Annotated in this window: 16 protein-coding genes; 11 read left to right on the top strand and 5 right to left on the bottom strand. The window is 57.3% G+C overall.

Features of this window, described 5'->3' with window-relative positions:
* Positions 1-2: 2 nt before the first annotated feature.
* Positions 3-920 (bottom strand): prenyltransferase, encoded by a 918-nt coding sequence (locus F1381_RS04545; RefSeq protein WP_151733634.1) that lies wholly within the window; start codon positions 918-920, stop codon positions 3-5.
* A 169-nt stretch (positions 921-1,089) separates the two neighbouring features.
* Here F1381_RS04545 and F1381_RS04540 point away from each other — a divergent pair, with 169 nt between their 5' ends.
* The 7 genes from F1381_RS04540 to F1381_RS04510 all read left to right on the top strand — a co-directional run bounded on the left by F1381_RS04540 (position 1,090) and on the right by F1381_RS04510 (position 11,259).
* Positions 1,090-3,447 (top strand): bifunctional diguanylate cyclase/phosphodiesterase, encoded by a 2,358-nt coding sequence (locus F1381_RS04540; RefSeq protein ID WP_151733633.1) that lies wholly within the window; start codon positions 1,090-1,092, stop codon positions 3,445-3,447.
* Positions 3,448-3,572: 125 nt separating this feature from the next.
* Positions 3,573-4,196: an acetate uptake transporter gene (locus F1381_RS04535; RefSeq protein ID WP_151733632.1), complete on the top strand. Its 624-nt coding sequence runs from the start codon at positions 3,573-3,575 to the stop codon at positions 4,194-4,196.
* 267 nt (positions 4,197-4,463) lie between these two features.
* Positions 4,464-6,596, top strand: a complete 2,133-nt coding sequence (locus F1381_RS04530; RefSeq protein ID WP_187355193.1) for a putative bifunctional diguanylate cyclase/phosphodiesterase — start codon at positions 4,464-4,466, stop codon at positions 6,594-6,596.
* Positions 6,597-6,655: 59 nt separating this feature from the next.
* A complete protein-coding gene (locus F1381_RS04525) occupies positions 6,656-7,540 on the top strand; it encodes an AraC family transcriptional regulator (protein WP_151733630.1) in 885 nt (294 codons plus the stop codon).
* Positions 7,541-7,676: 136 nt separating this feature from the next.
* Positions 7,677-8,960: a glycoside hydrolase family 27 protein gene (locus tag F1381_RS04520; RefSeq protein WP_151733629.1), complete on the top strand. Its 1,284-nt coding sequence runs from the start codon at positions 7,677-7,679 to the stop codon at positions 8,958-8,960.
* Between the two features lie 161 nt (positions 8,961-9,121).
* Entirely contained in the window at positions 9,122-9,598 is a 477-nt protein-coding gene (locus F1381_RS04515) for a DsrE/DsrF/DrsH-like family protein (RefSeq protein ID WP_151733628.1), read from the top strand.
* 152 nt (positions 9,599-9,750) lie between these two features.
* Entirely contained in the window at positions 9,751-11,259 is a 1,509-nt protein-coding gene (locus F1381_RS04510) for an aminotransferase class V-fold PLP-dependent enzyme (protein WP_151733627.1), read from the top strand.
* Here F1381_RS04510 and F1381_RS04505 read toward each other — a convergent pair.
* Positions 11,245-11,868, bottom strand: coding sequence for a TVP38/TMEM64 family protein (locus F1381_RS04505; RefSeq protein WP_425495241.1), 624 nt, complete (start codon positions 11,866-11,868; stop codon positions 11,245-11,247). The genes F1381_RS04510 and F1381_RS04505 overlap by 15 nt on opposite strands.
* 217 nt (positions 11,869-12,085) lie before the next feature.
* Between F1381_RS04505 and F1381_RS04500 the strand changes: the two genes are divergently transcribed.
* The 4 genes from F1381_RS04500 (at position 12,086) to F1381_RS04485 (ending at position 17,845) form a co-directional block, all read left to right on the top strand.
* Positions 12,086-15,202, top strand: coding sequence for an ATP-binding protein (locus F1381_RS04500; protein ID WP_151733625.1), 3,117 nt, complete (start codon positions 12,086-12,088; stop codon positions 15,200-15,202).
* Positions 15,203-15,213: 11 nt separating this feature from the next.
* Positions 15,214-16,314, top strand: coding sequence for a response regulator (locus F1381_RS04495; protein WP_151733624.1), 1,101 nt, complete (start codon positions 15,214-15,216; stop codon positions 16,312-16,314).
* Between the two features lie 139 nt (positions 16,315-16,453).
* Positions 16,454-17,125, top strand: a complete 672-nt coding sequence (locus tag F1381_RS04490) for a hypothetical protein (RefSeq protein ID WP_151733623.1) — start codon at positions 16,454-16,456, stop codon at positions 17,123-17,125.
* A 210-nt stretch (positions 17,126-17,335) separates the two neighbouring features.
* On the top strand, positions 17,336-17,845 hold the full coding sequence (locus F1381_RS04485) for a GNAT family N-acetyltransferase (RefSeq protein ID WP_151733622.1): 510 nt from the start codon (positions 17,336-17,338) through the stop codon (positions 17,843-17,845).
* A 38-nt stretch (positions 17,846-17,883) separates the two neighbouring features.
* On the opposite strand, the gene F1381_RS04480 is transcribed toward F1381_RS04485, so the two are convergent.
* Genes F1381_RS04480 through preA form a run of 3 tightly spaced genes read right to left on the bottom strand, consistent with a single transcriptional unit; the run spans position 17,884 to position 20,847 of the window.
* The gene (locus F1381_RS04480) at positions 17,884-18,126 is read right to left on the bottom strand and encodes a hypothetical protein (RefSeq protein ID WP_151733621.1); all 243 of its coding nucleotides are present in this window, start codon (positions 18,124-18,126) and stop codon (positions 17,884-17,886) included.
* A gap of 1 nt (position 18,127) precedes the next feature.
* Positions 18,128-19,555, bottom strand: coding sequence for a dihydropyrimidinase (gene hydA / locus F1381_RS04475; protein ID WP_151733620.1), 1,428 nt, complete (start codon positions 19,553-19,555; stop codon positions 18,128-18,130).
* 2 nt (positions 19,556-19,557) lie between these two features.
* The gene (gene preA / locus F1381_RS04470) at positions 19,558-20,847 is read right to left on the bottom strand and encodes an NAD-dependent dihydropyrimidine dehydrogenase subunit PreA (protein ID WP_151733619.1); all 1,290 of its coding nucleotides are present in this window, start codon (positions 20,845-20,847) and stop codon (positions 19,558-19,560) included.
* Positions 20,848-20,899 lie beyond the last annotated feature (52 nt).

Below are 20,899 nucleotides of genomic sequence, written 5' to 3'. Positions count from 1 at the left end.
GATTAGATAAAGCTCTGGATCAGCAGCGCGGCAGCCATAATGAGGCCGCAGCGCACGGAGGCCTGCTGCGAAGCGCCCATCAGCGGCAGATAAGCCGCGGAGGCGTTAAGCGGCTGCAGGCCGCGGTAGATGTGCACCGGCTGGATGGCGGTGAGCAGCGCAAGCAGCGCATACACCGGCAATACGCCGAGCGCCACGCACACAATCAGGGACACATAGGATATGCCGAGCAGCACACGCGAGAAGATCAGGGCTTTGCGCTCGCCCCAGACGACGACGAGCGTGCGTTTGCCCGCCTGCTTGTCCGCTTTCCAGTGCAGGAAATGATGGTTAAACAGCAGCAGCGTCGTCAAGAGGCCTACGGGCAGCGACAGCAGCACCGGCCGCAGGCTGAATTCGCCGGTCTGGACAAAGTACGAGCCCAGCACAGGCATAATCCCGAAAGCGACGAAGATGGCGAATTCGCTGTACCCCCTGCCGCGGTATCCAAAGCGCAGCGGAGGTGCGACATAGAAGTAGGCGATCAGCCCGCCGATCAGCACGAACCACAGAATCTGCGATCCGCTGGCGATGCTGAGCGTAAGCCCGCAGGCTACGGCTGCAGCCAGCAGCGACCAGGTCAAGATGGCGAACAGCGACTCGGACATCAGCCCTTTGGACAAAAATCCGGAGTTCGTGGAGATCATCCCCGGAGTATTATGCGCCTCCGTGTCGGTGCCGTTGCGGAAATCCCACAGATCATTGATCATATTGGAGAATAAATGCGCCGATACCGCACCGATAAGCGTGATAACAAACAAAAACGGATGGAAGCTTCCCGCCCATACGTAAGCCCCGACAGTTCCCAGGACGACGGGTATAAGCATAACGGGAATCGATCCAAACCGTGTGGCCTTCTTAAATAAAATCCATTTATCCATGCCAAACCTTTCTCCTTCTATTATTATGTGATGTACATCATAGCCAATATATTATACATCAAACTTCGACAGTTTGGGGAGAAATGCGCTGCAAAATATTCCCTCACCATGGTACACTTGCAATGGTGCTTATTTCCTGCATGAATCCTGTAAACCGAAGGGGATCCACATGAAGCTGCGCACGAAATTCTTACTCTACATAGCCGGTATAGCGATTTTTGCCCTGGGGCTGACCTACTTGCTGCTGCATCTGATATTGCTGAACCGGTTTGAAGCTCTGGACGAAGCAGCGCTGCACGGCAAGCTGGATGATGCGGTGACCTCCTATCAAAATGAACTGCAGGCCATGAAGACCGGCCTGCTGCGATATTCGATGTCAGACGGAACCCTGCGGTTTGTCCAATCCGGCGATGCCGCAGACGCAGCTAACGTTGACTATTTAAATGCCACTTTCAGTACGGCAACCTTTGAGCTGAACCATTACGATGTCATTGCCCTGTTAAACCGGGAAGGCGAGCCGGTGTTCGGCGGTATTTACGAGCCGCAGACGGATACGGTGTCGTCGCTTACCGCCGAGCACCGCTCGCTGATCAGGCTGCTTAACAGCCGGATGCCTGCATTCGCCAATAACCGAAGCAGCCGCTCCGGCATCGTCAACCTGCAGGGCGGTCCGATGCTGATTACGTCGACTCCGATCTCCGGCAGCGACGGCACAGGGCCCGCCGCCGGCATGGCTCTCGCCGGACGCTGGCTGCGGCAGGAGGAAATCAGCCGCATCTGGAGGGAATCGCCCTCTGCCATACATATTACCCGCGTTACCTCGGCCATGCTTGCCCAAAGCGGCGGCAGCAAGATCTGGATGAGCTCTGGCCCGGACGGCCTAATGTCCATTCATACCGTAATGGACGATCTCTTCGGCAATCCCGGTGTTGTCCTCTCGCTGGATGCTCCACGCCAGATTTATGAAGGCGGACTGCAGGCCATCAGCCGCTTCCGGGTGCTGTTCTTTGCCAGTACGCTGCTGATCTGCGTCTTCAGCCTGATCTTCGTCAACCGTTTTATTCTTGGCCCGATGAGGCTCCTGATCCGCAATATCCGCACCATCGGCCGCAGCAAGGATCTGTCCATCCGGATCCGCAGAAGCGGAAAGGATGAATTCAGCGATGTGGAGCAGGAATTCAACCGGATGATCGATTCGCTGGAGCAGGCGCAGGATGACCTGCGCCTGCAGTCGATGCTCGATCCGCTTACACAGCTGCCGAGCCGCTCACTCTTCTTCGCCAGGCTGAACGAGGCGATTGATGCCGTCCGGGGCACCGGACGGATGATGGGACTGGTCTTCATTGACCTGGACTATTTCAAGACCGTCAACGACACCTTGGGCCATGACATCGGTGATGGCCTGCTGCGCAAAGTAGCAGGCCGGATCTCCCAGTCGATCGGGGCGCGTGATGTCGTCTCCCGGCTCGGCGGAGATGAGTTCACCATATTACTTGCCGATGTAGAGAGCCATGCCGATCTGATGGAGCAGTTGTCCCGGCTCAAAGCCGCCCTCTCGCAGCCGCACAGCGTCCAAGGTCATCTGCTCTACTGCACCGCCAGCATTGGTGTCAGCCTTTATCCGCAGAACGGGGAAGACGCCGAATACCTCGTCAAGCAGGCCGATCTGGCCATGTTCCATGTCAAGGAGAACGGCCGCAACAATATGTTTCAATACTCCGAGGTGCTGGAAGAGAGCATCCGCCGCAAGAAGGTGCTCTCCAGGCAGTTGCTGTCGGCGGCGGCAAACGGGGAATTCGAGGTGCACTACCAGCCTATTCTTAGCTCCGGCAGCCTGGCCGTTACCAAGGCGGAGGCACTGCTGCGCTGGAACAGCCCGACCTACGGCGCGGTATCCCCTGCCGAATTCATTCCGCTGGCCGAAGCCAGCGGCTGCATTGTCGGCATCGGCGCCTGGGTGCTGCGCCAGGTCTGCGCAGATATGCGCCGGCTGCGCGACCTGGGCCTTGAACTGACGGCGGCGGTGAACATCTCCGCCTTGCAGCTGATGCAGCCCGGATTGTCCGAGCTGCTGCTGGAGCTGCTTGCGGAGTTCAGGCTGCCGGTAGATAGCCTGGAGCTGGAAATCACGGAGAGCGTGCTCGTCTCGGGAGACAGCATCCATCAGTCGCTGCTGCAGCTGCGGAGTCTCGGCTTCCGCATCTCCCTGGACGATTTCGGCACCGGCTTCTCCTCGCTGAGCTATCTGCGGCGCCTGCCTCTGGATGTCATCAAGATTGACCGCTCCTTCATTTCCGGTATGACTCCCGGACCGGAAGGAGACGTGCTGGTCAAGGCGATCATCGAGCTGAGCCATAACCTCGGGCTGAGCGTGGTGTCCGAAGGCGTGGAGTATAAGGAGCAGTTTGATTTGCTCCGGCGGATGGGCAGCGATGAGCTGCAGGGTTACCATATCGGCAGGCCGGTCCGGTTCCCCGAGCTGTTCTCTTTTTTGCTGCAGGAAGGACTGCTTTATAACAAAATCTGAGCCCGTCCACTTCTATATAGGCAAGTCCGGGGCGATATGATATGATAGGCTGGCGATAGCGGCCCGCTCCAGGGCGCCGTTATCGTAGGCGAATATTCGTGAATACATTGGAGGCAAGTATTGTTATGTCAGCGCAACAGCAATCCACCCAATCCGTCAAAATCGTCACCGCCGATCCAAGCGCCATCGGCCTGTTCGGATTGGCCATCGTTACCCTGGTCGCTTCTTCGCAAAAACTTGAAATTACAACAGGACTCAGCTACTGCATTCCTTGGGCACTCTTCCTCGGGGCCTTTGCCCAGCTCTTTGCTTCCATTCAGGATGCCAAGCACAACAATACGTTCGGAATGACCGCTTTCGGCGCCTATGCCTTCTTCTGGTTCGGCATGGCCGGCAGCTGGCTGATCAAGCTTGGCGTATTTGGCAGTACACTGGCTGAGGGCGTTGACCCTAAGCAGCTCGGTTTTGTATTCCTGGGCTATCTGGTGTTCACGCTGTTTATGACACTCGGGGCAACCGAAGCCAACAAGGTGCTGCTGATTATCTTTGTGCTGATTGACTTCCTGTTCCTGGGACTGATGCTCGATTCCTTTGGAGTGGCCGCCGAGTTCTTCCATAAGGTAGCCGCCGTCGCCGAGCTGGCCATCGGCATCGTATCGCTGTACGGCTGCGGAGCCTCTGTGCTGAATGCGCATTTCGGCCGCGTCTTCCTGCCGATCGGAGCGCCGCTCGGCATCTTCAAGAAGTAACCTGGGTTCCGGCAGACTTCTGTCAACCAGTCAGCCTATCATCATGAACAACGGATAAGTACAGCACCCTTCCGGGCGACCGTATTTATCCGTTTTGAATTTTATGAGGCATTATCGGCTTTACCCTTGCGCAATCCCGGCAAAAGTGACATGCTAAAGAAACATCTACGACATAACTCGACATTTTCCAGGTAAAACAGAGCCTTATGGGCTATTAGCACAGGTTTTGTTGAATTACTCAGGTATCGGAGGCACCCCATGGCTTTCATGAACAAAAAGCCTTTCATGATCATCCTCGGCTTTCTGATTGTCCTTCAGCTTGCCTTATTCTACTACTACACTCTCTCAGTCTCCCGCGAATATCGTGCCGAGAAAGCCGACCTATCCTCACAGGCTTTCGCGCTGACATCAAGCATTGAAGAAAAAGCGCTGATCGTTAAAGGAATAAGCTCCTTTGTCCAAACCGCGGGCTTTGACGCCGACCCGGCACTGATCAATCAATATCTGCACAATACATATAATAACTCAGGCCATGTCCTGAGCATCGCCATTGCTCCCCAAGGCGTCATCCGTTATATATATCCTCTTTCCGGTAACACGGAGGTTCTGGGCAAAGACCTGCTGCTCGACTCCGCGTTGTCTACGCCCGGGCTGATCCAGGAGACGATCCACTCCCGCAGCGTAACCATCGACGGGCCCCGTATGCTGGCGCAGGGCGACAAGGGCATTATTATCAGACAGGCCGTCTACAGCGGCAACACCTTTACGGGCATTGTCTCGGTTTCCGTACCTATCGAGGATATCGCCGAGCAGGTGCTGGCGGGAACCTCCACCGGCTATGTTATGAATGAAGAGCGGAGCCTGCTGTTTGGCAGTCCTGTGCCGGAAGACAAAGAACAGATTACGGTGCCGGTGGAGCTTTATAACCAGCACTGGCTGCTGGGGACCCGGCTCTCTCCCCATAAGAAGTGGGAAATCCTGCGCAGTATTCTGTGGATCGAGCTGGCTTTCCTGCTGATCAGCGTGTTTACGCTGTACGTGCTTTGGCAGCAGGGCCGGTTCCACCGTGAGCTGGAGCGGGTAGTGAGCATACGGACCCGCGATCTGCATATATCCAAGCGGCTGTTCGAGAAGCTGGCCCACTATGACAGCCTGACGGAGATCCCGAACCGGCGTTTTTTTATGGACGAATTAGAGCGGCGGCTGCAGTGCACCGAGCCGCTGCAGACTTATACGCTGTTCTTTTTTGATCTCAATAAATTCAAGGAAATCAATGATACGCTCGGCCATTCCACCGGAGACGAAGTGATCAAACAACTGGCGCAACGGCTGCAGGGCGGCAAGCTGCCCTGCGAAATGCTGGCCCGGACCGGGGGTGACGAGTTCGTCATGCTGTTCGGCGATATCCCGCGGGAGCAGATCCCCGATATCGCCGCCGCAATCAGCGGGCTGATCTCGGAGACGCTGCTGGTGGCCGGCGCGCACCTGAGCCTCTCCACGAGCATCGGCATTTCGCTGTACCCGGAGCATTCCCAGAATGCCGAGGAGCTGCTGAATTTTGCGGCCATGTCCATGAATGCGGCCAAGGTGCTTGAGGACCGTAATTATTTCGTATTTGACTGGGCACTGCGGGAGAAGCTGGAGCAGAAAGCGATGATCTCCAAGTATCTCCATACCGCGCTTGAGCGCGAGGAATTCGTCCTCTATTACCAGCCGCAAATGGATGCCAGCACCGGCACTATGGTCGGCATGGAGGCGCTGATCCGTTGGAACCATCCCGAGAAGGGGCTGATCGGGCCGGGCGCCTTCATCGCTGCCGTTGAGGATGCGGGGCTTATGATCCAGCTTACGGACTGGGTGCTGAAGGAAGTATGCCGCCAGCTCTGCGAGTGGAGAGAACAAGGCGTGCCGATTCTGCGGACCTCGATCAATATTTCCAACAGCTGGTTCTATAACCGCAACCTGATTGAGAATCTGCTGGCGCTTCTGGAGCATCACCAGCTGGATACGGATGTACTGGAGTTTGAGATTACGGAGAGCACCGCCCTGCTGGAAGAGCATTATCCGCTGCTCCAGCAGATGCGCGATCACGGGATCGTCGTCTCCATCGACGATTTCGGGACCAAATACTCTTCGCTGAATTATTTGAAGCATTTCCCTGTGAACAAAATCAAGATTGACCGGACCTTCATCGCCGGCATCGGAGTCAGCTCCATCGATGAGACGATCATTAAATCCATTGTGTACGTCGCCTCGCAGCTCGGCTACGATCTGATTGCGGAAGGGGTGGAGACGCCGGAACAGGCTGAATTCCTTGTCCGGCACCAGTGCCCGCATATCCAGGGCTTTCTGTTCTACCCCCCGCTTCCCGCGGATGAAATTATCAAGCTGGTTGCCTGAGCGGGCCGGCCCTTGAGCTTCACAGGATAACGGCAACGCCACTTGGCAGGAGGGGTTATGTGAAGAACGACAGCAGCTACGGTATCTACGGCTTCCGGTTCAGCGAACCGGAGCATCTGCCGCTTCTCAATCTATTCGCTGCAGGACATGAAGCGGAGACACATTCATCCTACCACTGGGACGGGCTGGAACGCAGCGACGGCCCCTTGCTGCTCTTTCAGTACACCATGTCCGGTGCGGGCATCTTCGAGTCCGGAGGCGAGCGGCAACGGATCGGTCCGGGACGAGCTTTTCTGGCCGAGATCCCCGGCGATCACCGCTACTATCATCCCGGCGACGGAGAGGCCTGGGAATTCTATTTCCTGCTGTTCCGTCCAAAGCTGATTCTGCCGATCTGGGAAGAGATCAAGCAGAAGCTGGGCCAGACCCCGCTGATCGACCCGGCCAGCCCGCCGATCCGGCTTATGCGCGATATCGTCCGGGAAGCCCGCGAGGGAAGAATTACCGACGCCTACATCGCCTCCTCTCTGCTGTACCCGTTCATGATGGAGCTTGGCCGTCTGGCCTCCGGCGGAATGCGCCATGAGACGCTGTGGCCGCCTGCCGTTAAGGAGGCCGTCCGCTTCATGGATGCCCATTATGCCGAAATGATTGGCCAGGACGAGCTGGCCCGCCGGCTCGGCGTCTCCAAATTCCATCTGCTGCGCACCTTCAGCAAGCATGTCGGACTGACGCCGAACGATTATCTGAACCGCATCCGGATCGAACGGTCGGTGGAGCTGCTGCGGACGACCGACCTCAGCATCGAGGCCATCGCCGGGCAGGTGGGGTATTCCACGGGCAGCTATCTGATCAAGGTATTCCATAAGCTGACCGGGCAGACCCCCGGCGCCTTCCGTTCCGGGACCGGCAGCCTGCACTATAACCGGCTTTATTTCGACTAAGACCTTCCTCGGAGCAATTTTGTGCTATTCAGAAGACTATATTATCGTGGATATAAGCAATCCGGCTGTTCTATGATGATTCTATAACCGCAACTTTATTTTACAATCAGAATAGAACCGAAGGAGAGCGAATCCAATGAGTCATACCGCTTTTGCGCCCACCCCGCCGATGGGCTGGAACAGCTGGGATTGCTACGGCGCGGCCGTTACGGAAAGTGAAATCCGCGGGAACGCCGAATATATGGCGGCCCATTTGAAAGAATATGGCTGGGAGTATATTGTCGTCGATATCCAGTGGTACGAACCGGGAGCCTATTCCTCACAGTACCGCCCGTTTGTCCCGCTCGAGATGGACGAGTACTCCCGGCTCCTTCCGGCTGTAAACCGGTTCCCGTCCGCTGCCGATGGCCAAGGCTTCAAACCGCTGGCCGATTATGTGCATAGCCTCGGTTTGAAATTCGGCATTCACATTATGCGGGGCATTCCGCGGCAGGCGGCGCATGCAGCCACCGCAATTAAGGGAAGCAGCGCCACTGCCCGCGATATCGCCCACCCGAACTCCATTTGCCCCTGGAACACCGATATGTATGGGGTCGATGCCGCCAAGGAAGGGGCTCAGGCTTACTATAACTCGCTCTTCGAGCTTTATGCCCAGTGGGGCGTCGACTTCGTGAAGGTCGATGACATTGCCGCATCCAGACTGTATGATACGCATCAGCCCGAAATTGAACTGATTCATAATGCCATTATGAATTGCGGCCGCCCTATCGTGCTGAGTCTCTCGCCCGGCCCTGCACCGGTAGAATACGCCGATTTCTTCGCGGACCATGCCAACATGTGGCGCATGACCGATGATTTCTGGGATCACTGGTCGCTGCTGCTCGATATGTTCGACCGCTGCGAGCGCTGGCAGGGCCGGCCGGCCCCGGGAATCTGGCCGGATTGCGACATGCTGCCGCTGGGGCATATCGGCATCCGTTCGGTGGATGGCGGAGGAGCAGACCGCTGGACCCGGTTCACGCCGGACGAACAGGTAACGATGATGACCTTGTGGTCGATCTTCCGTTCCCCGCTGTTCTTCGGGGGTGAGCTGCGGGATAACGATGCCTGGACCAACAGCCTGCTGCAGAACCGCGGCGTGCTGGAGATGCACAGCAGCAGCACTGGCGCACGCCTGGTCAGCCGCAGCGGTGACCGCGTGGTCTGGTGTGCTGACGGCGCAGGCGTCCGCTATGTCGCACTGTTTAACACAGGCGAAGAAGCGCAGAGCGTCAGCGTCTCCCTGCAGGAGCTGAACGCTTCCGCAGGGGCTTCCGCCACCGAGCTTTGGAGCGGAAACGGGCTTACCCTGGAGGCGCCCAGCCTAACCGCCGTGATCCCGCCGCATGGGGCGGCATTGTATCGCGTGCAGATCGGATAAACCAGGGTAGCAAGGGAATAAGCAGAGGAGCGGTTCTCCGGAATGGAGGATCGCTCCTCTTTTGTTCGGATAAGACGAAGCATTGTGTGACAAACGGATATTTCACCGTCCGGCATCCATACTAAGGGCATTCACTAGGCCATGGATGGAGGATGCACAAAATGAGCAAAAAGATTAATCTGCTGATGTTCAGCGGGGAATATGACAAGGCAATGGCCGGCTTGGTGCTGGCCAACACCGCGAGAGATATTGACGTGGAAGTGACGATGTTCTTCGCCTTCTGGGGGCTGTTTCTGATCCGCGATCCGGAAAAGATGACGCTGGAGGACAAGTCCGTCTACGAGAAGCTGATGGATGTGCTTACGCCGAAGGGGCCAAATCAGCTTCCGCTGTCGCGAATGAACTTCAGCGGGCTGGGACGGATGATGCTGGAGGAAATGATGGAGGATCAAGGCGCACCGAAGCTGGTGCATTTCCTGAAGGGAGCGCGCAAGAAGAATATCAAATTCTATGCCTGCAAGCTGTCGGTCGAGATTATGGGCTTCAAGCCGGAAGAGTTCCTGCCCGAGGTAGAGATTATTGATGCAGCGGCCTATTTGCAGGATGCGCTGGAGAGCGACATGCAGTTATTTATCTGAGCACCGCCTAAGCGCCTCCGCCAGTTGCCTGACCGTCATTCAGACGCTTGGCGGGTAGTCACGTAATGCTCCATAGGCATTAACCTATTCCGCCCGGCAGGCATACACTAAGCCCGTGAACAGAAATCACCGGGCTATAGGAGGGATCGTCCATGCCGAGCATCAACCCCGCCGCTTCACTGGAAGCGCCGGCTTCGCTTGATGAGCATTTCGCCTACTTCCGCGGACGTACGGTCGGGATCCGGCAGCACATCGTTACCCCGTACGGCCGCAAGCCGCTGCTGTACGCCGATTGGACGGCCAGCGGACGGCTGTATGAGCCGATCGAGCGGAGAATCCAGGACTCGCTGGGTCCTATGGTCAGCAATCCCCATACGGAATCGAACACAACGGGTCTGACGATGACCCTCGCCTACAATGAAGCGCGCCGCCTCATTAAGGAGCATGTCCATGCCGGAGCGGAGGATGTCCTGCTCTTCTGCGGCACCGGTACCACCGGCGCCATCAACAAGCTGCTGCGCCTGATGGGCATGAAGCTGCCGGAATGGATGACGGCTTCCGTATGCCCGCCCGAGGAACGTCCTGTGGTCTTCGTCAGCCACATGGAGCATCACTCCAACCTTCTGCCCTGGCAGGAGAGTGTTGCCGATGTGGTGACTGTACCTCCAGGGCATGACGGCAGCACCGATATCCGGCAGCTGGAGGAGCTGCTCCTCCAGTACCGGGGCCGCCGGATGAAGATCGGCTCGTTCACCGCCTGCTCCAATGTGACCGGGATCAAGAACCCGTACCACCAGCTGGCAGCTGCGATGCACCGCCACGGCGGAGTCTGCTTTGTGGACTTTGCCGCCAGCGCCCCCTACGACAGCATCAACATGCATCCCGCATCTCCACTCGAGAAGCTGGATGCCGTGTTCTTCTCCCCCCATAAATTCCTCGGCGGCCCGGGCAGCGCCGGCGTGCTTCTCTTTGATGCCCGGCTGGCCGGAGGACGTCTGCCGGATGAGCCTGGCGGCGGAACGGTCGTCTGGGTCAATCCGTGGGGCGGACGCCGTTACATCGACGACCTGGAGATCCGCGAAGACGGCGGCACCCCCGGCTTCCTTCAGGCATTCCGCACAGCATTGTCCCTCAAGCTGAAGGACCAGATGAACGGAGACGGGCGGTGGATGGCTCTGCGGGAGGAGCGGCTGTGCAGCCTGCTGCTGAACGGTCTTGCCGGTATCCCCGGCTGCGACATTCTGGCCGGCGGACAGTCCCGCCGCCACGGCATCGTCTCCTTCATACTGGAGGACGTACACTACAATCTCGTCGTCCGGCTGCTCAACGACCGCTTCGGCATTCAGGCCCGCGGCGGCTGTTCCTGCGCCGGCCCTTACGGGCATCATCTGCTGGGTCTGGACGAAGCGCAGTCCGCACAGATCGCGGCCGCTGTCGGCACCGGCGACCTGTCCGCCAAGCCGGGCTGGGTCAGACTCTCGCTTCATCCGATTATGACGGAGGAGGAGGTCCTGCGGATCGTCGCCGCCGTACGCGACATCGCTGTCCACGCCGGAGCGTGGCGGAAGGATTACCGCTACGACCCCGCTGCCAACAGCTGGCAGCATGCCTGCGGGCCGGATGTGACCTCCGCTTCCGTACGCCGGCTATTCGTTCTGTAGCCGCTCCGCCGCCAGCCGGTCTGCGCGCCGCTGCGCCAGCCTGGCGAACCGGGCTTCAATCGCCTTCACTCCCCACAAAGAGATCCCGATGAACAATAGCACATAAATCAGCTCACCCGGCCGGCGGATAAACCGTTCTGCATCATTTCCGATATAAGTAACGGCAAACACCATAACGGCTTTTCCGGTGGCAACCGCCAGCAGGAAGGAACGCAGGCGCATCGCGGCGAGCCCTGCGGCCATATTGATGACAACGAAGGGTCCTACCGGAAACAGGCTCAGCAAAAACACATAGCTGAAGCCGCTCTGGCGGACCCAGGACATCGCCCGGGCCACCTTCGGACGGCGGGCCCATTTCCGCAAGTAAGGATGGGCGGCGATGGCCCGGATGATGAGAAATGTCGTTACGCAGCCGGCCGTAAGGCCGAGCCAGGAATACAGGAAGCCAAGCCACAGCCCGTATACTGCACCGTTCAAGCCTACGATGGCAATGGTAGGGAGCGGCGGAACAAAGGATTTCAGAAACGTCAGCCCGATCCCGGGCAAGGGCCCGAGCGAGCGGTATTGCTCCAGCAGCTGGCGGAGCCGCTCCTCGGTAAGCCAAGACATAACGTCGAGTAGATACATTTGCAGCGGCTCTCCTTCTCTTTATTTTAAATTCAGAATGATTCGGCCTCCATTATACACTACTTTTCCCCGGCAATTGGGAGTAAAGAATGGGCATTCCCGTGACAATCGCGCCATGTGACGGCTTTCTTACTGGACAAGCGCAAGAAGGCGGAGCTATCATATTTCTATTGATAAAAAGTTCCAGTGTGAGGTATGCATGCCATCGTTTGATTACCGTCTGCTGGCCAAGCGGATGCTTGGTCTCTTATGTATTATATTTCTTACCGCCGCCGCAGCGGCTCCGCTGATGAACCGGACCGGCACCTCCTCCTGTGCGCTCCGCGAGCCGGGGATCATCGATCTTTCCTCCTGCAGCTTCAAGGGCTCCGTGACCTATAAGCTGGACGGGCAGTGGGAGTTCTATTGGAATCAGCTGCTGGAGCCGGAGTCCGCTCTGTTCAAGGCAGCCGGACAAGCCGACTATCAGCCGGTGCCCGCCATCTGGAAGAAGCCCTCAGAGGGCACGCGCAGCGGCCGCTTTGGCTACGCCACATACAAGGTAACGCTGGCGCTCCCTGAAGATATCCATGAATATGCGCTGAAGATCAGCAACATACGCAATGCCAGCACAGTCTATGTGAACGGCGAGGCGCTCGGGTCAAGCGGGGTTCCAGGCAGCTCGGAGACCTCCAGTCTGCCTCAAAACATGCCTTACACGCTGAATTTTCAGAGTACGGACGGACGGGCTGAAATTCTTATCCACATGTCCAATTTCAGCTATGCCAACGGCGGCATCGCCGAATCCATCCGTTTGGGAACCTCTGCGGCCATTGAGGCGCTTCAGGTCCGGAACAGCACCTTTGATGTAGTCCTGACCGTCGGCTTCGCTTTTATCGGCTTTTACTTTATCGGCCAGGGTCTTCAGCGCAAGGAGGATAACGCCTCCATTCATCTGGCGCTATACTGCTTCAACATCGCCCTGTACATGATGACTCACAGTGAGAAAATGCTGCTTTATTACTTTCCGTCCATTCCGTATGAATGGTTCAGCAAACTGCAGCTGCTCACCGGCGTAGCCGGCTTTTATTTTGTCGCCGGATATACCCGCTCACTGTTCCCGAAGCTGTATTCACGGATCTTTTACCGGATTACGCTGGTATATACGCTGGCTTTCTGTACCGTAATGCTCCTGGCCTCCGTCCGCTTCTACTCGGAAACCGCAGGTATTCTGATCGGGTTCAGCTTCATATCCGTCTGCTATACCTTTTATGTAATGGCCAGGGCGGCCTGGCACCGGGAGACAGGGTCGCTCTATCTCTTAATCGGTGTGATCGCTGCGATCATGTTCACCTTGTCGGTAGGTGCCAATCTGTTCCTGGGCATGGATTTCTACGCTATTCTCCCGGTCGCCGGACCGATCTTCATTCTGTCGGAGGCCATGTTCCTGTCGGCCCGGCAAGCGCATGCGTACGAGACCATCAAGCAGCTGTCGCTTGAGCTTGCGCGGAAGGACCGCGACAAGGACGCGTTCCTGCTGAAGACATCCAATGAGCTGAGGACACCGCTGAATGCGGTTATCAACCTCTCCCTGTCGCTCTACGAAGGAGCAGGAGGTCCGCTCAGCGTCTCGCAGCGCGAGGATCTGCGCCTGATTCTGGGAACAAGCCGGAGGCTGGCTTTTCTCGTCAGGGATATTCTGGATTATGAACAAATCAAGGGGCAGCGGATCGTCCTGCACGCCAAGCCTGTCGACATTCAGAGCGCTGCCAGCATCGTGGTTGAGATCTTCGAGTTCCTGAACCCTAAGACAAGCGTCCGGATCAAGAACCGCATCCCTCCGGGACAATATATCGTGGAAGCCGACGAGCACCGGCTGATGCAGATAATCTTCAATCTTCTCGATAATGCACTTAAATTCACTGACCGGGGCAGCGTCATCCTGGAGGCGGAAATACGCGCCGGCCTCGTGGCCGTAACTGTGAGCGATACCGGCAGCGGCATCGCCCCCCAGCAGCTCGAACTGATTTTTCAAGATTATGAACAGGCCAGCGAGAGCGATTCACTGGAACGCGGAGGAGCCGGACTCGGCCTGCCCATCACGAGAAAGCTGGTCGAGCTGCACGGCGGCAGCATTGAGGTAAGCTCCGAGCCGGGCCGCGGCAGCAGCTTCGCCTTCACCCTCCCGCTTGTGCAGGAAGCCGGCTTCGAGGAGGAGCCGGAGAGCCGCGAGCTGCTGCTGAATGCCGTGAAGCCGCCGCCGGAAGCGGCCGGCGACAACTGGAAGTATCCGCAGGCGCGGCCTGCCGGAAGCAGAGAAGCACACGCCCCGCGCATTCTGGTAGTCGATGACGATTATGCCAACCTCAAAGCGCTGACAAATCTGCTGGCGCTGGAGAATTACGCCATTACCAGCCTGCGCAGCGGCGCCGAAGCGCTGGAGCTGCTGAAGGAAGACCGCAGCTTCGATCTGTGCATTATTGATGTCATGATGCCGCAGATGTCGGGCTTCCAGCTATGCCGCAGTATCCGCAGAACCTTCAGCCCGCTGGACCTGCCGATCCTTATGGCGACAGCCGCGCAGGAGCTGCATCTGACCGAGCTGGCGTTCCGCGCCGGCGCGAATGATTTCATCCACAAGCCTTATGCCTGGAACGACCTGAAGGGCCGGGTCAAGACGCTTGTCCAGCTTCGCCGCTCGGTATCCGAGCGTCTGACCTCGGAGATCGCTATGCTGCGCGCGCAGATCAAGCCGCATTTTCTGTACAACGCGATCAACACGATCATCTGGATGAGCACACGCGATCATGATAAGACACGCAGCCTGCTGTATGATCTGAGCAACTTTTTACGCGGCAGCTTCGATTTCAGCAACCAGGAGACCGCGGTTCCCTTTGAGAAGGAACTGGAGCTGATCGAGGCCTACCTGTCTCTGGAGCAGGCCCGTTTCGGCAAGCGACTCCGGGTGGAGTACGACATCGATGTCTTTGAATTCTCGCTTCCGCCCCTGATTGTACAGCCCATTGTCGAGAATGCCGTCCGTCACGGACTGATGGAGAAGATCGGCGGCGGTACCGTAACCCTATCGACAAGACGCCTGGGAAGCAGCATTGTCATTAAAATATCCGATGACGGCATCGGCATGAGTGACGAGCTGCTGTCCGCCTGGATGAAGGACGAGGTCCGTCCGCCGCTTGGCCGGGATACGGGAATCGGGTTAAAGAATATCAACCGCAGACTGCTGAAGCAATTCGGCACACCGCTGCAGCTCAGCCGCAGAACGGGCGGAGGGATCGAGGCCATCATAACAATTCCATGGAAGGATGAGGATTCCTGAATTATTCTGTAATGATTGTTGACGACGAATGGCCGGCACTGGAGCAAATGCGCGAGCTGCTGCTGAAATGCGAAGGCGTGGGAGCAGTGGAAGCTTATGATAATCCGCGCGAGGCGCTGGCCGCCGCGGCGGAACGGAAGCCCGATATCCTGTTTCTTGACATTCAAATGCCGGAGCTGTCCGGGCTGGCCTTTGCCGAGAAGCTGCAGCCCTGCTCGCCGGAAACCGACATTGTATTCGTAACCGCCTACCGCAATTATGCCGTAGAAGCCTTCGAGCTGTCGGCAGCCGATTATCTGCTGAAGCCGGTTGACCCGTCACGGCTGATGAAGACCTGGAGCAAGGTGCTTGCCAAACGGCGCCTGACTGCCGCGGGCAGGCAGCCCCATTCCGCCGCCTCCTTCCGTTTCCTTGGCGATTACTCGGCTACAGGCCCGCAGGGCAGCATTAAGTGGAGCACCCACAAAGCGGAAGAATTATTCGCCTATTTATGGATTCACCGGCAGGGCAGCGTCAATGTGATTCTGAACGAAGTCTTTCCGCAGTGGGATTACGCCAAGGGCAAGCAGTATCTGCACACGACCGTATACCAAATCCGCAAAACGCTCAAGAAGGCCGAACTGGAGCAGATTGAGCTGAGCTTTGACCGCGAAAACTACCGCCTGGAGCCGCTCGGCGTTGCCGGAGACAGCGACAAGTTCAAGGAAGCAGCCGCAGAGGCTTTCCAGAGCGGGAGCCTGGAGCATCTGCGCGCAGCAGTCGAGCTGTATGGCGGCGATTTGCTGCCGGGCCTGGACAGCCTGTGGGTCTATCCGGTGCGCGACAGATACAGACAGACTTTTCTGAAGCTGCTGGAAGGGTTGACGGGAGCACTTATTGAGACCGGACGTTATCAGGAAGCGGAGGATTATGCGAACCGCCTGGTCACGGAGGAGCCGCTGGAAGAGAGCTATACGCTGCAATTAATTTCGGTCTATTACAATTTGGGCAAGCCGCTCAAGGCGCAGCGGCGGTTCACACAATTCAGGGATTCCTATACCGCAGAAATGGGCGACGAGCTGCCGGGCTGGTTTATGGAAGCCTACCGGCAGTTGGGCACAACGATGATGTAACGGACATAAACCTGCTTTTTATGACTTATTCCTCCAGGTTTCGACAATTTATCAGTGCTTTATCAGCATCAGATGATACCATGGGCTTACCCGGCAGCTCGGCCGATGATGATTTGATTGCAGATGTGGAGGATGCAGGATGAAAAGATGGACCGGTTTTAAACAAGTATTCCAGCGCTCGCGGTTTCTCACGCTTATGGTATCCATGATGCATGAGGTCACCGTCGACAGCACGCCTCCCGCCATGACCGTTCAAGTTGTGACCGACAAATCATCCTATTCGCCCGGAGATGAGGTAACCGTCCGGCTGCTGCTCAGCAACTTCGTATCCGGAGATCCCGGCTACAGCTATTTAAATTTCATTGTCCAATACGACAGCGAAGTATTCGACAATTCGGAATATTTGGAGCAATCGACCTACAGTGACTCCGGATTTACGGCCGGCCCACTGGTATCCAATATGTTTCAGTACACTTTCCTGAATCCAGTCGATGGCGGCATCAATTTCGGACGGAACACCAGTATGCGCGGCATCGACATTCAGGTCGAAGCCAAGCATAAGCATACCGCCATTCCCGCCGCTGACCAGACGCTGGTTACCTTCAAGCTGCGCGTTAAGGCAACATCATTGCCCGCTGACGCCGTAATCAGCCTGGCAGGTGAGTTCACCCGCATACGGACCTGCGAAGCCGCAAACAGCGTCTATCTGTACTCCCCGGATATCGCCGAAATTCCGGCCATCCCTGTTTCAATCACGCCTGCAGGCGCAGCGGCCTATCCGTCTGAAGAGAGCTCCGGCCGGCTGGCTTAACCGATCGTTTGTATGTACATCCGCTTCCGGAGCATGCCGCTCCGGGGGCTTTTTTAAACATAAAGCAAGTATATACCGGGGTCCCCGCAAAGTACCTGAATCGACTTATGCCAAGCCCTACTTCACGGGGTAATTTTACCGCTGACAGCTTGTTGACTTTCCGGTATTATACAAAGATATTGGTTATCAATGGATGGGGGGGGGAAGACGATGCATATCCGCACTCCACTTCTGGAGCTACGCAGTACGACTGAATCCGACCTGGACTTTGTCCTGGCAGCGGAACAGCATGCGGACAACCGCCTGTACGTCGGGCAATGGAGCAGAGAACGGCATGCCGCCGCGCTCAGGGATAAGGATATCCGGCACCAGATCATGGTGAATGAACACGGTCAGGCGGCAGGATATGTGATCCTTACAGGCTTTGGGAGTCCCGATTTAAGCATCTGCATTATGCGGATTGTCATTCAGCAGAAGGGACGCGGCCTCGGCTCGGCGCTGCTCGCTTCGCTAACCGAATGGATCTTCACCCACACGCAGGCCCACCGGATTTGGCTCGATGTGAAGGACCATAATGCCCGCGCCCGCCATGTATATGAACGTGCCGGATTCCTTGCTGAAGGTACTCTGAGGGAATGTGTCAAGACAGAGCATGGCTTCGATTCACTGGTCATCATGTCGATGCTGCGCAGGGAATACGAGAAACGATGTTCAATATAAAAACAGACTGCAGTCCTCCGACCACAGCCTTGTTACTGCTATACTGACGATTCCACCGCTTCCTCCGGTGTCCGCTGAATACCGGGAAGCACAGTGGTCACATGCTTGCGGGCATCGGCGGTCAACAGCTGCAGCACTTGCACCGCAGCTACCGGGCCGCTCCGCATGAACTTGACCCGCGCCCCATCCAGATCCTCTTCGATATTGACGATTCTATACCCCTGTTCCAGCAATTCATTGATTTCTCGCCGCTCCTGGTCAAACTCCGTGAATGCCGACATCTTAAACCACACCTCCGCTGACCCGGGGCTGGGAGGGGGCCGGCGCTTCCGCCTCAAACCGCTTGCGGTGCAGATACCGGCCCGCACCGGCAGCGCCGACAAACCGCTTATCACGGATGACGAATTCGCCGCGGCTCAGCACGGATACGGGCTCTCCCCGGATCTCCATTCCTTCAAAAGCACTGTAATCCACATTCATGTGATGAGTTCCGGCAGAGAGCACCCGCGTAACATTCGGGTCGAAAAGCACCAGGTCAGCATCGCTGCCGAGCGCGATCGTGCCCTTCTGCGGAAACAATCCGAACAGCTTCGCGCTGGAGGTAGCGATAATATCGACGAATTTGTTCAGCGAGATGTGTCCCTTGGCCACTCCTTCAGAGTAAAGAACACTGAAACGGTCCTCAATCGTCGGTCCGCCGTTCGGAATCTTGGAGAAGTCGCCGCGCCCGAGTTCCTTCTGCCCTTTGAAGTTAAAGGAGCACTGGTCCGAGCCTATAGTCTGAAGCGTTCCGTTCCACAGCGAATCCCACAGCACCTCCTGGTTCCAAGCTTCCCGCAGCGGCGGCGACCATACATATTTGGCCCCTTCAAAATCCGGCTTCTTCAGCGCCTCCACATCCAGCACCAGATACTGCGGGCAGGTCTCGCCGTAGACGCGCAGCCCCTTCTTCCGTGCTTCGCCAATCTTCCAGGCCGCTTCGGCACAGGTCACATGCACCACATACAGCTGCGAATCGGCCAACCCGGTCAAATAGGCGGCACGCCCGGTCGCTTCCCCTTCCAGCTCCGGCGGACGGGTCAAGGCATGATAGACGGGATCGGTATTTCCGGCCGCCAGCGCCTGATCTACGAGATAGTCGATGACATCACCGTTCTCGGCATGCACCATCACCAGTGCGCCTTCACGCTTTGCGGCCTGCAGCGTCTTGTACAGGGTGCCATCGTCGGCCTGGAACGTATTCTTATACGCCATGAATACTTTCAGCGACGTGATGCCTTCGTTCTCGATGACCTGCGGCAGCTCCTCCAGCACCTTGTCGTTAAGATCCGAGACCATCAGATGGAAGCTGTAATCGATCACTGCTTTATCCTGTGATTTGGCATGCCAGACATCGACGGCCTTCTGCAGCGGCTCACCTTTGGTTGTCAGACAGAAGTCAATGACGGTAGTGGTTCCGCCGTAAGCTGCAGCAATGGTTCCGGTCTCAAAATCATCCGCGGTTACCGTACCGCCGAAGGGCATATCCAGATGGGTGTGCGGATCGATTCCGCCCGGAAAGACGTAACAGCCGGAAGCGTCGATCAGCTCCGCATCCTGCGCCTCCAGGCCAAGGCCAATCCCCTTAATGATTCCGTCTTCAATCAGGATATCCCCGATGTACGTATCCGCCGCTGTGACAATCGTACCGTTCTTAATGATTTTCTTCACCGTTACATCACCTCCGCTGCAGAATAAGTATGGTTCAAATTGCCGATCAGCTGCTGGCGCTGATTCCAGGTCAGCGGCGCGGCTCCGTTGTCCAGGGCAATCATATCAATGGCTCCGTCAGCCGGACAGACGATCGAGCATAAATTGCAGCCGACGCAATCCTCCTCGCGGACCTGCAGCACCGCCTTGCCCTGGGCGTTTGTCAGCATGTCTATACATTGATGCGAGGCATCCTCGCAGGCGATATGGCATTTGTTGCAGTTAATGCAGTTGTCCTGATTGATCCGGGCCACCACTTTATAGTTAAGGTCGAGATCGCCCCAGTTCGAATATTTCGGCACCGATTTGCCGGTCAGCTCGGTGACCGAAGCCAGCCCCTTGTCGTCCAGATAATTGTTCAGGCCGTCGATCATTTCTTCGACGATCCGGAAGCCGTGATGCATAACCGCTGTACACACCTGAATGCCGGTCGCCCCCATCAGCATGAATTCCACCACATCCTGCCAGGTGGAAATGCCGCCGATGCCGGAGATCGGCACGCCGACGCCGCGGTCACGTGCGCATTCAGCGACCATACTGAGGGCGATCGGCTTCACCGCCGGCCCGCAATAGCCGCCGTGCGCCCCTTGGCCGCCGACATGCGGAATCGTGTTCCAGGTGTGAATGTCCACACCGGCCAGGCTGTTAATCGTATTGATCATACTGATGGCATCGGCGCCGCCTTTGACCGCGTGGCGGGCCACCACGGTTATGTCGGTAATGTTCGGCGTCAGCTTCACAATGACCGGCGTGGTCGCCGCCTCCTTAACCCAGTAGGTCTGGGCTTCGACCAGGTCGGGCTGCTGCCCGGAGGCCGCGCCCATGCCGCGCTCGGCCATCCCGTGCGGGCAGCCGAAGTTCAGCTCCAGGCCGTCTACACCAACATCCTCCACCCGCTTGACAATCTCATGCCACTTCTCCCGCTTCGGCTCCACCATCAGGGAAGCAACCACGGCATGATCCGGGAACCGCTTCTTGGTCTCATAGATCTCTTTCAGGTTGACCTCGAGCGGCCGGTCCGTAATCAGCTCAATATTATTGAATCCCGCCACGCGCTGCCCGTTGAAGTGCACCGCGGCAAACCGTGAGGAGGTGTTAATAATCGGATCGCCCAGCGTCTTCCACACCGCACCTCCCCAGCCGGCTTCAAAAGCCCGCTGGACCTGGTAGCCGGTGTTGGTCGGCGGCGCAGAGGCCAGCCAGAACGGATTAGGCGACTTGATGCCTGCGAGTTCGATGCGCAAATCTGCCATTATGGTTCCCTCCCTGTCCTAGTCCCCCGGCTGCTTAGGCCGCCGGGCCTTA

It is taken from the genome of Paenibacillus tengchongensis (genome assembly GCF_008973665.1).
GTDB classification, from domain to species: Bacteria; Bacillota; Bacilli; order Paenibacillales; family Paenibacillaceae; genus Paenibacillus_AQ; species Paenibacillus_AQ tengchongensis.
This window is presented reverse-complemented; position numbering and strand designations above follow the sequence as displayed.

What these genes read in the sequence shown, in the direction of transcription:
- F1381_RS04545 (WP_151733634.1), bottom strand. Translation starts at nt 920, where the DNA reads ATGGATAAATGGATTTTATTTAAGAAGGCCACACGGTTTGGATCGATT.
- F1381_RS04540 (WP_151733633.1), top strand. Translation starts at nt 1,090, where the DNA reads ATGAAGCTGCGCACGAAATTCTTACTCTACATAGCCGGTATAGCGATT.
- F1381_RS04535 (WP_151733632.1), top strand. Translation starts at nt 3,573, where the DNA reads ATGTCAGCGCAACAGCAATCCACCCAATCCGTCAAAATCGTCACCGCC.
- F1381_RS04530 (WP_187355193.1), top strand. Translation starts at nt 4,464, where the DNA reads ATGAACAAAAAGCCTTTCATGATCATCCTCGGCTTTCTGATTGTCCTT.
- F1381_RS04520 (WP_151733629.1), top strand. Translation starts at nt 7,677, where the DNA reads ATGAGTCATACCGCTTTTGCGCCCACCCCGCCGATGGGCTGGAACAGC.
- F1381_RS04515 (WP_151733628.1), top strand. Translation starts at nt 9,122, where the DNA reads ATGAGCAAAAAGATTAATCTGCTGATGTTCAGCGGGGAATATGACAAG.
- F1381_RS04510 (WP_151733627.1), top strand. Translation starts at nt 9,751, where the DNA reads ATGCCGAGCATCAACCCCGCCGCTTCACTGGAAGCGCCGGCTTCGCTT.
- F1381_RS04505 (WP_425495241.1), bottom strand. Translation starts at nt 11,868, where the DNA reads ATGTCTTGGCTTACCGAGGAGCGGCTCCGCCAGCTGCTGGAGCAATAC.
- F1381_RS04500 (WP_151733625.1), top strand. Translation starts at nt 12,086, where the DNA reads ATGCCATCGTTTGATTACCGTCTGCTGGCCAAGCGGATGCTTGGTCTC.
- F1381_RS04495 (WP_151733624.1), top strand. Translation starts at nt 15,214, where the DNA reads ATGATTGTTGACGACGAATGGCCGGCACTGGAGCAAATGCGCGAGCTG.
- F1381_RS04490 (WP_151733623.1), top strand. Translation starts at nt 16,454, where the DNA reads ATGAAAAGATGGACCGGTTTTAAACAAGTATTCCAGCGCTCGCGGTTT.
- F1381_RS04485 (WP_151733622.1), top strand. Translation starts at nt 17,336, where the DNA reads ATGCATATCCGCACTCCACTTCTGGAGCTACGCAGTACGACTGAATCC.
- F1381_RS04480 (WP_151733621.1), bottom strand. Translation starts at nt 18,126, where the DNA reads ATGTCGGCATTCACGGAGTTTGACCAGGAGCGGCGAGAAATCAATGAA.
- preA (WP_151733619.1), bottom strand. Translation starts at nt 20,847, where the DNA reads ATGGCAGATTTGCGCATCGAACTCGCAGGCATCAAGTCGCCTAATCCG.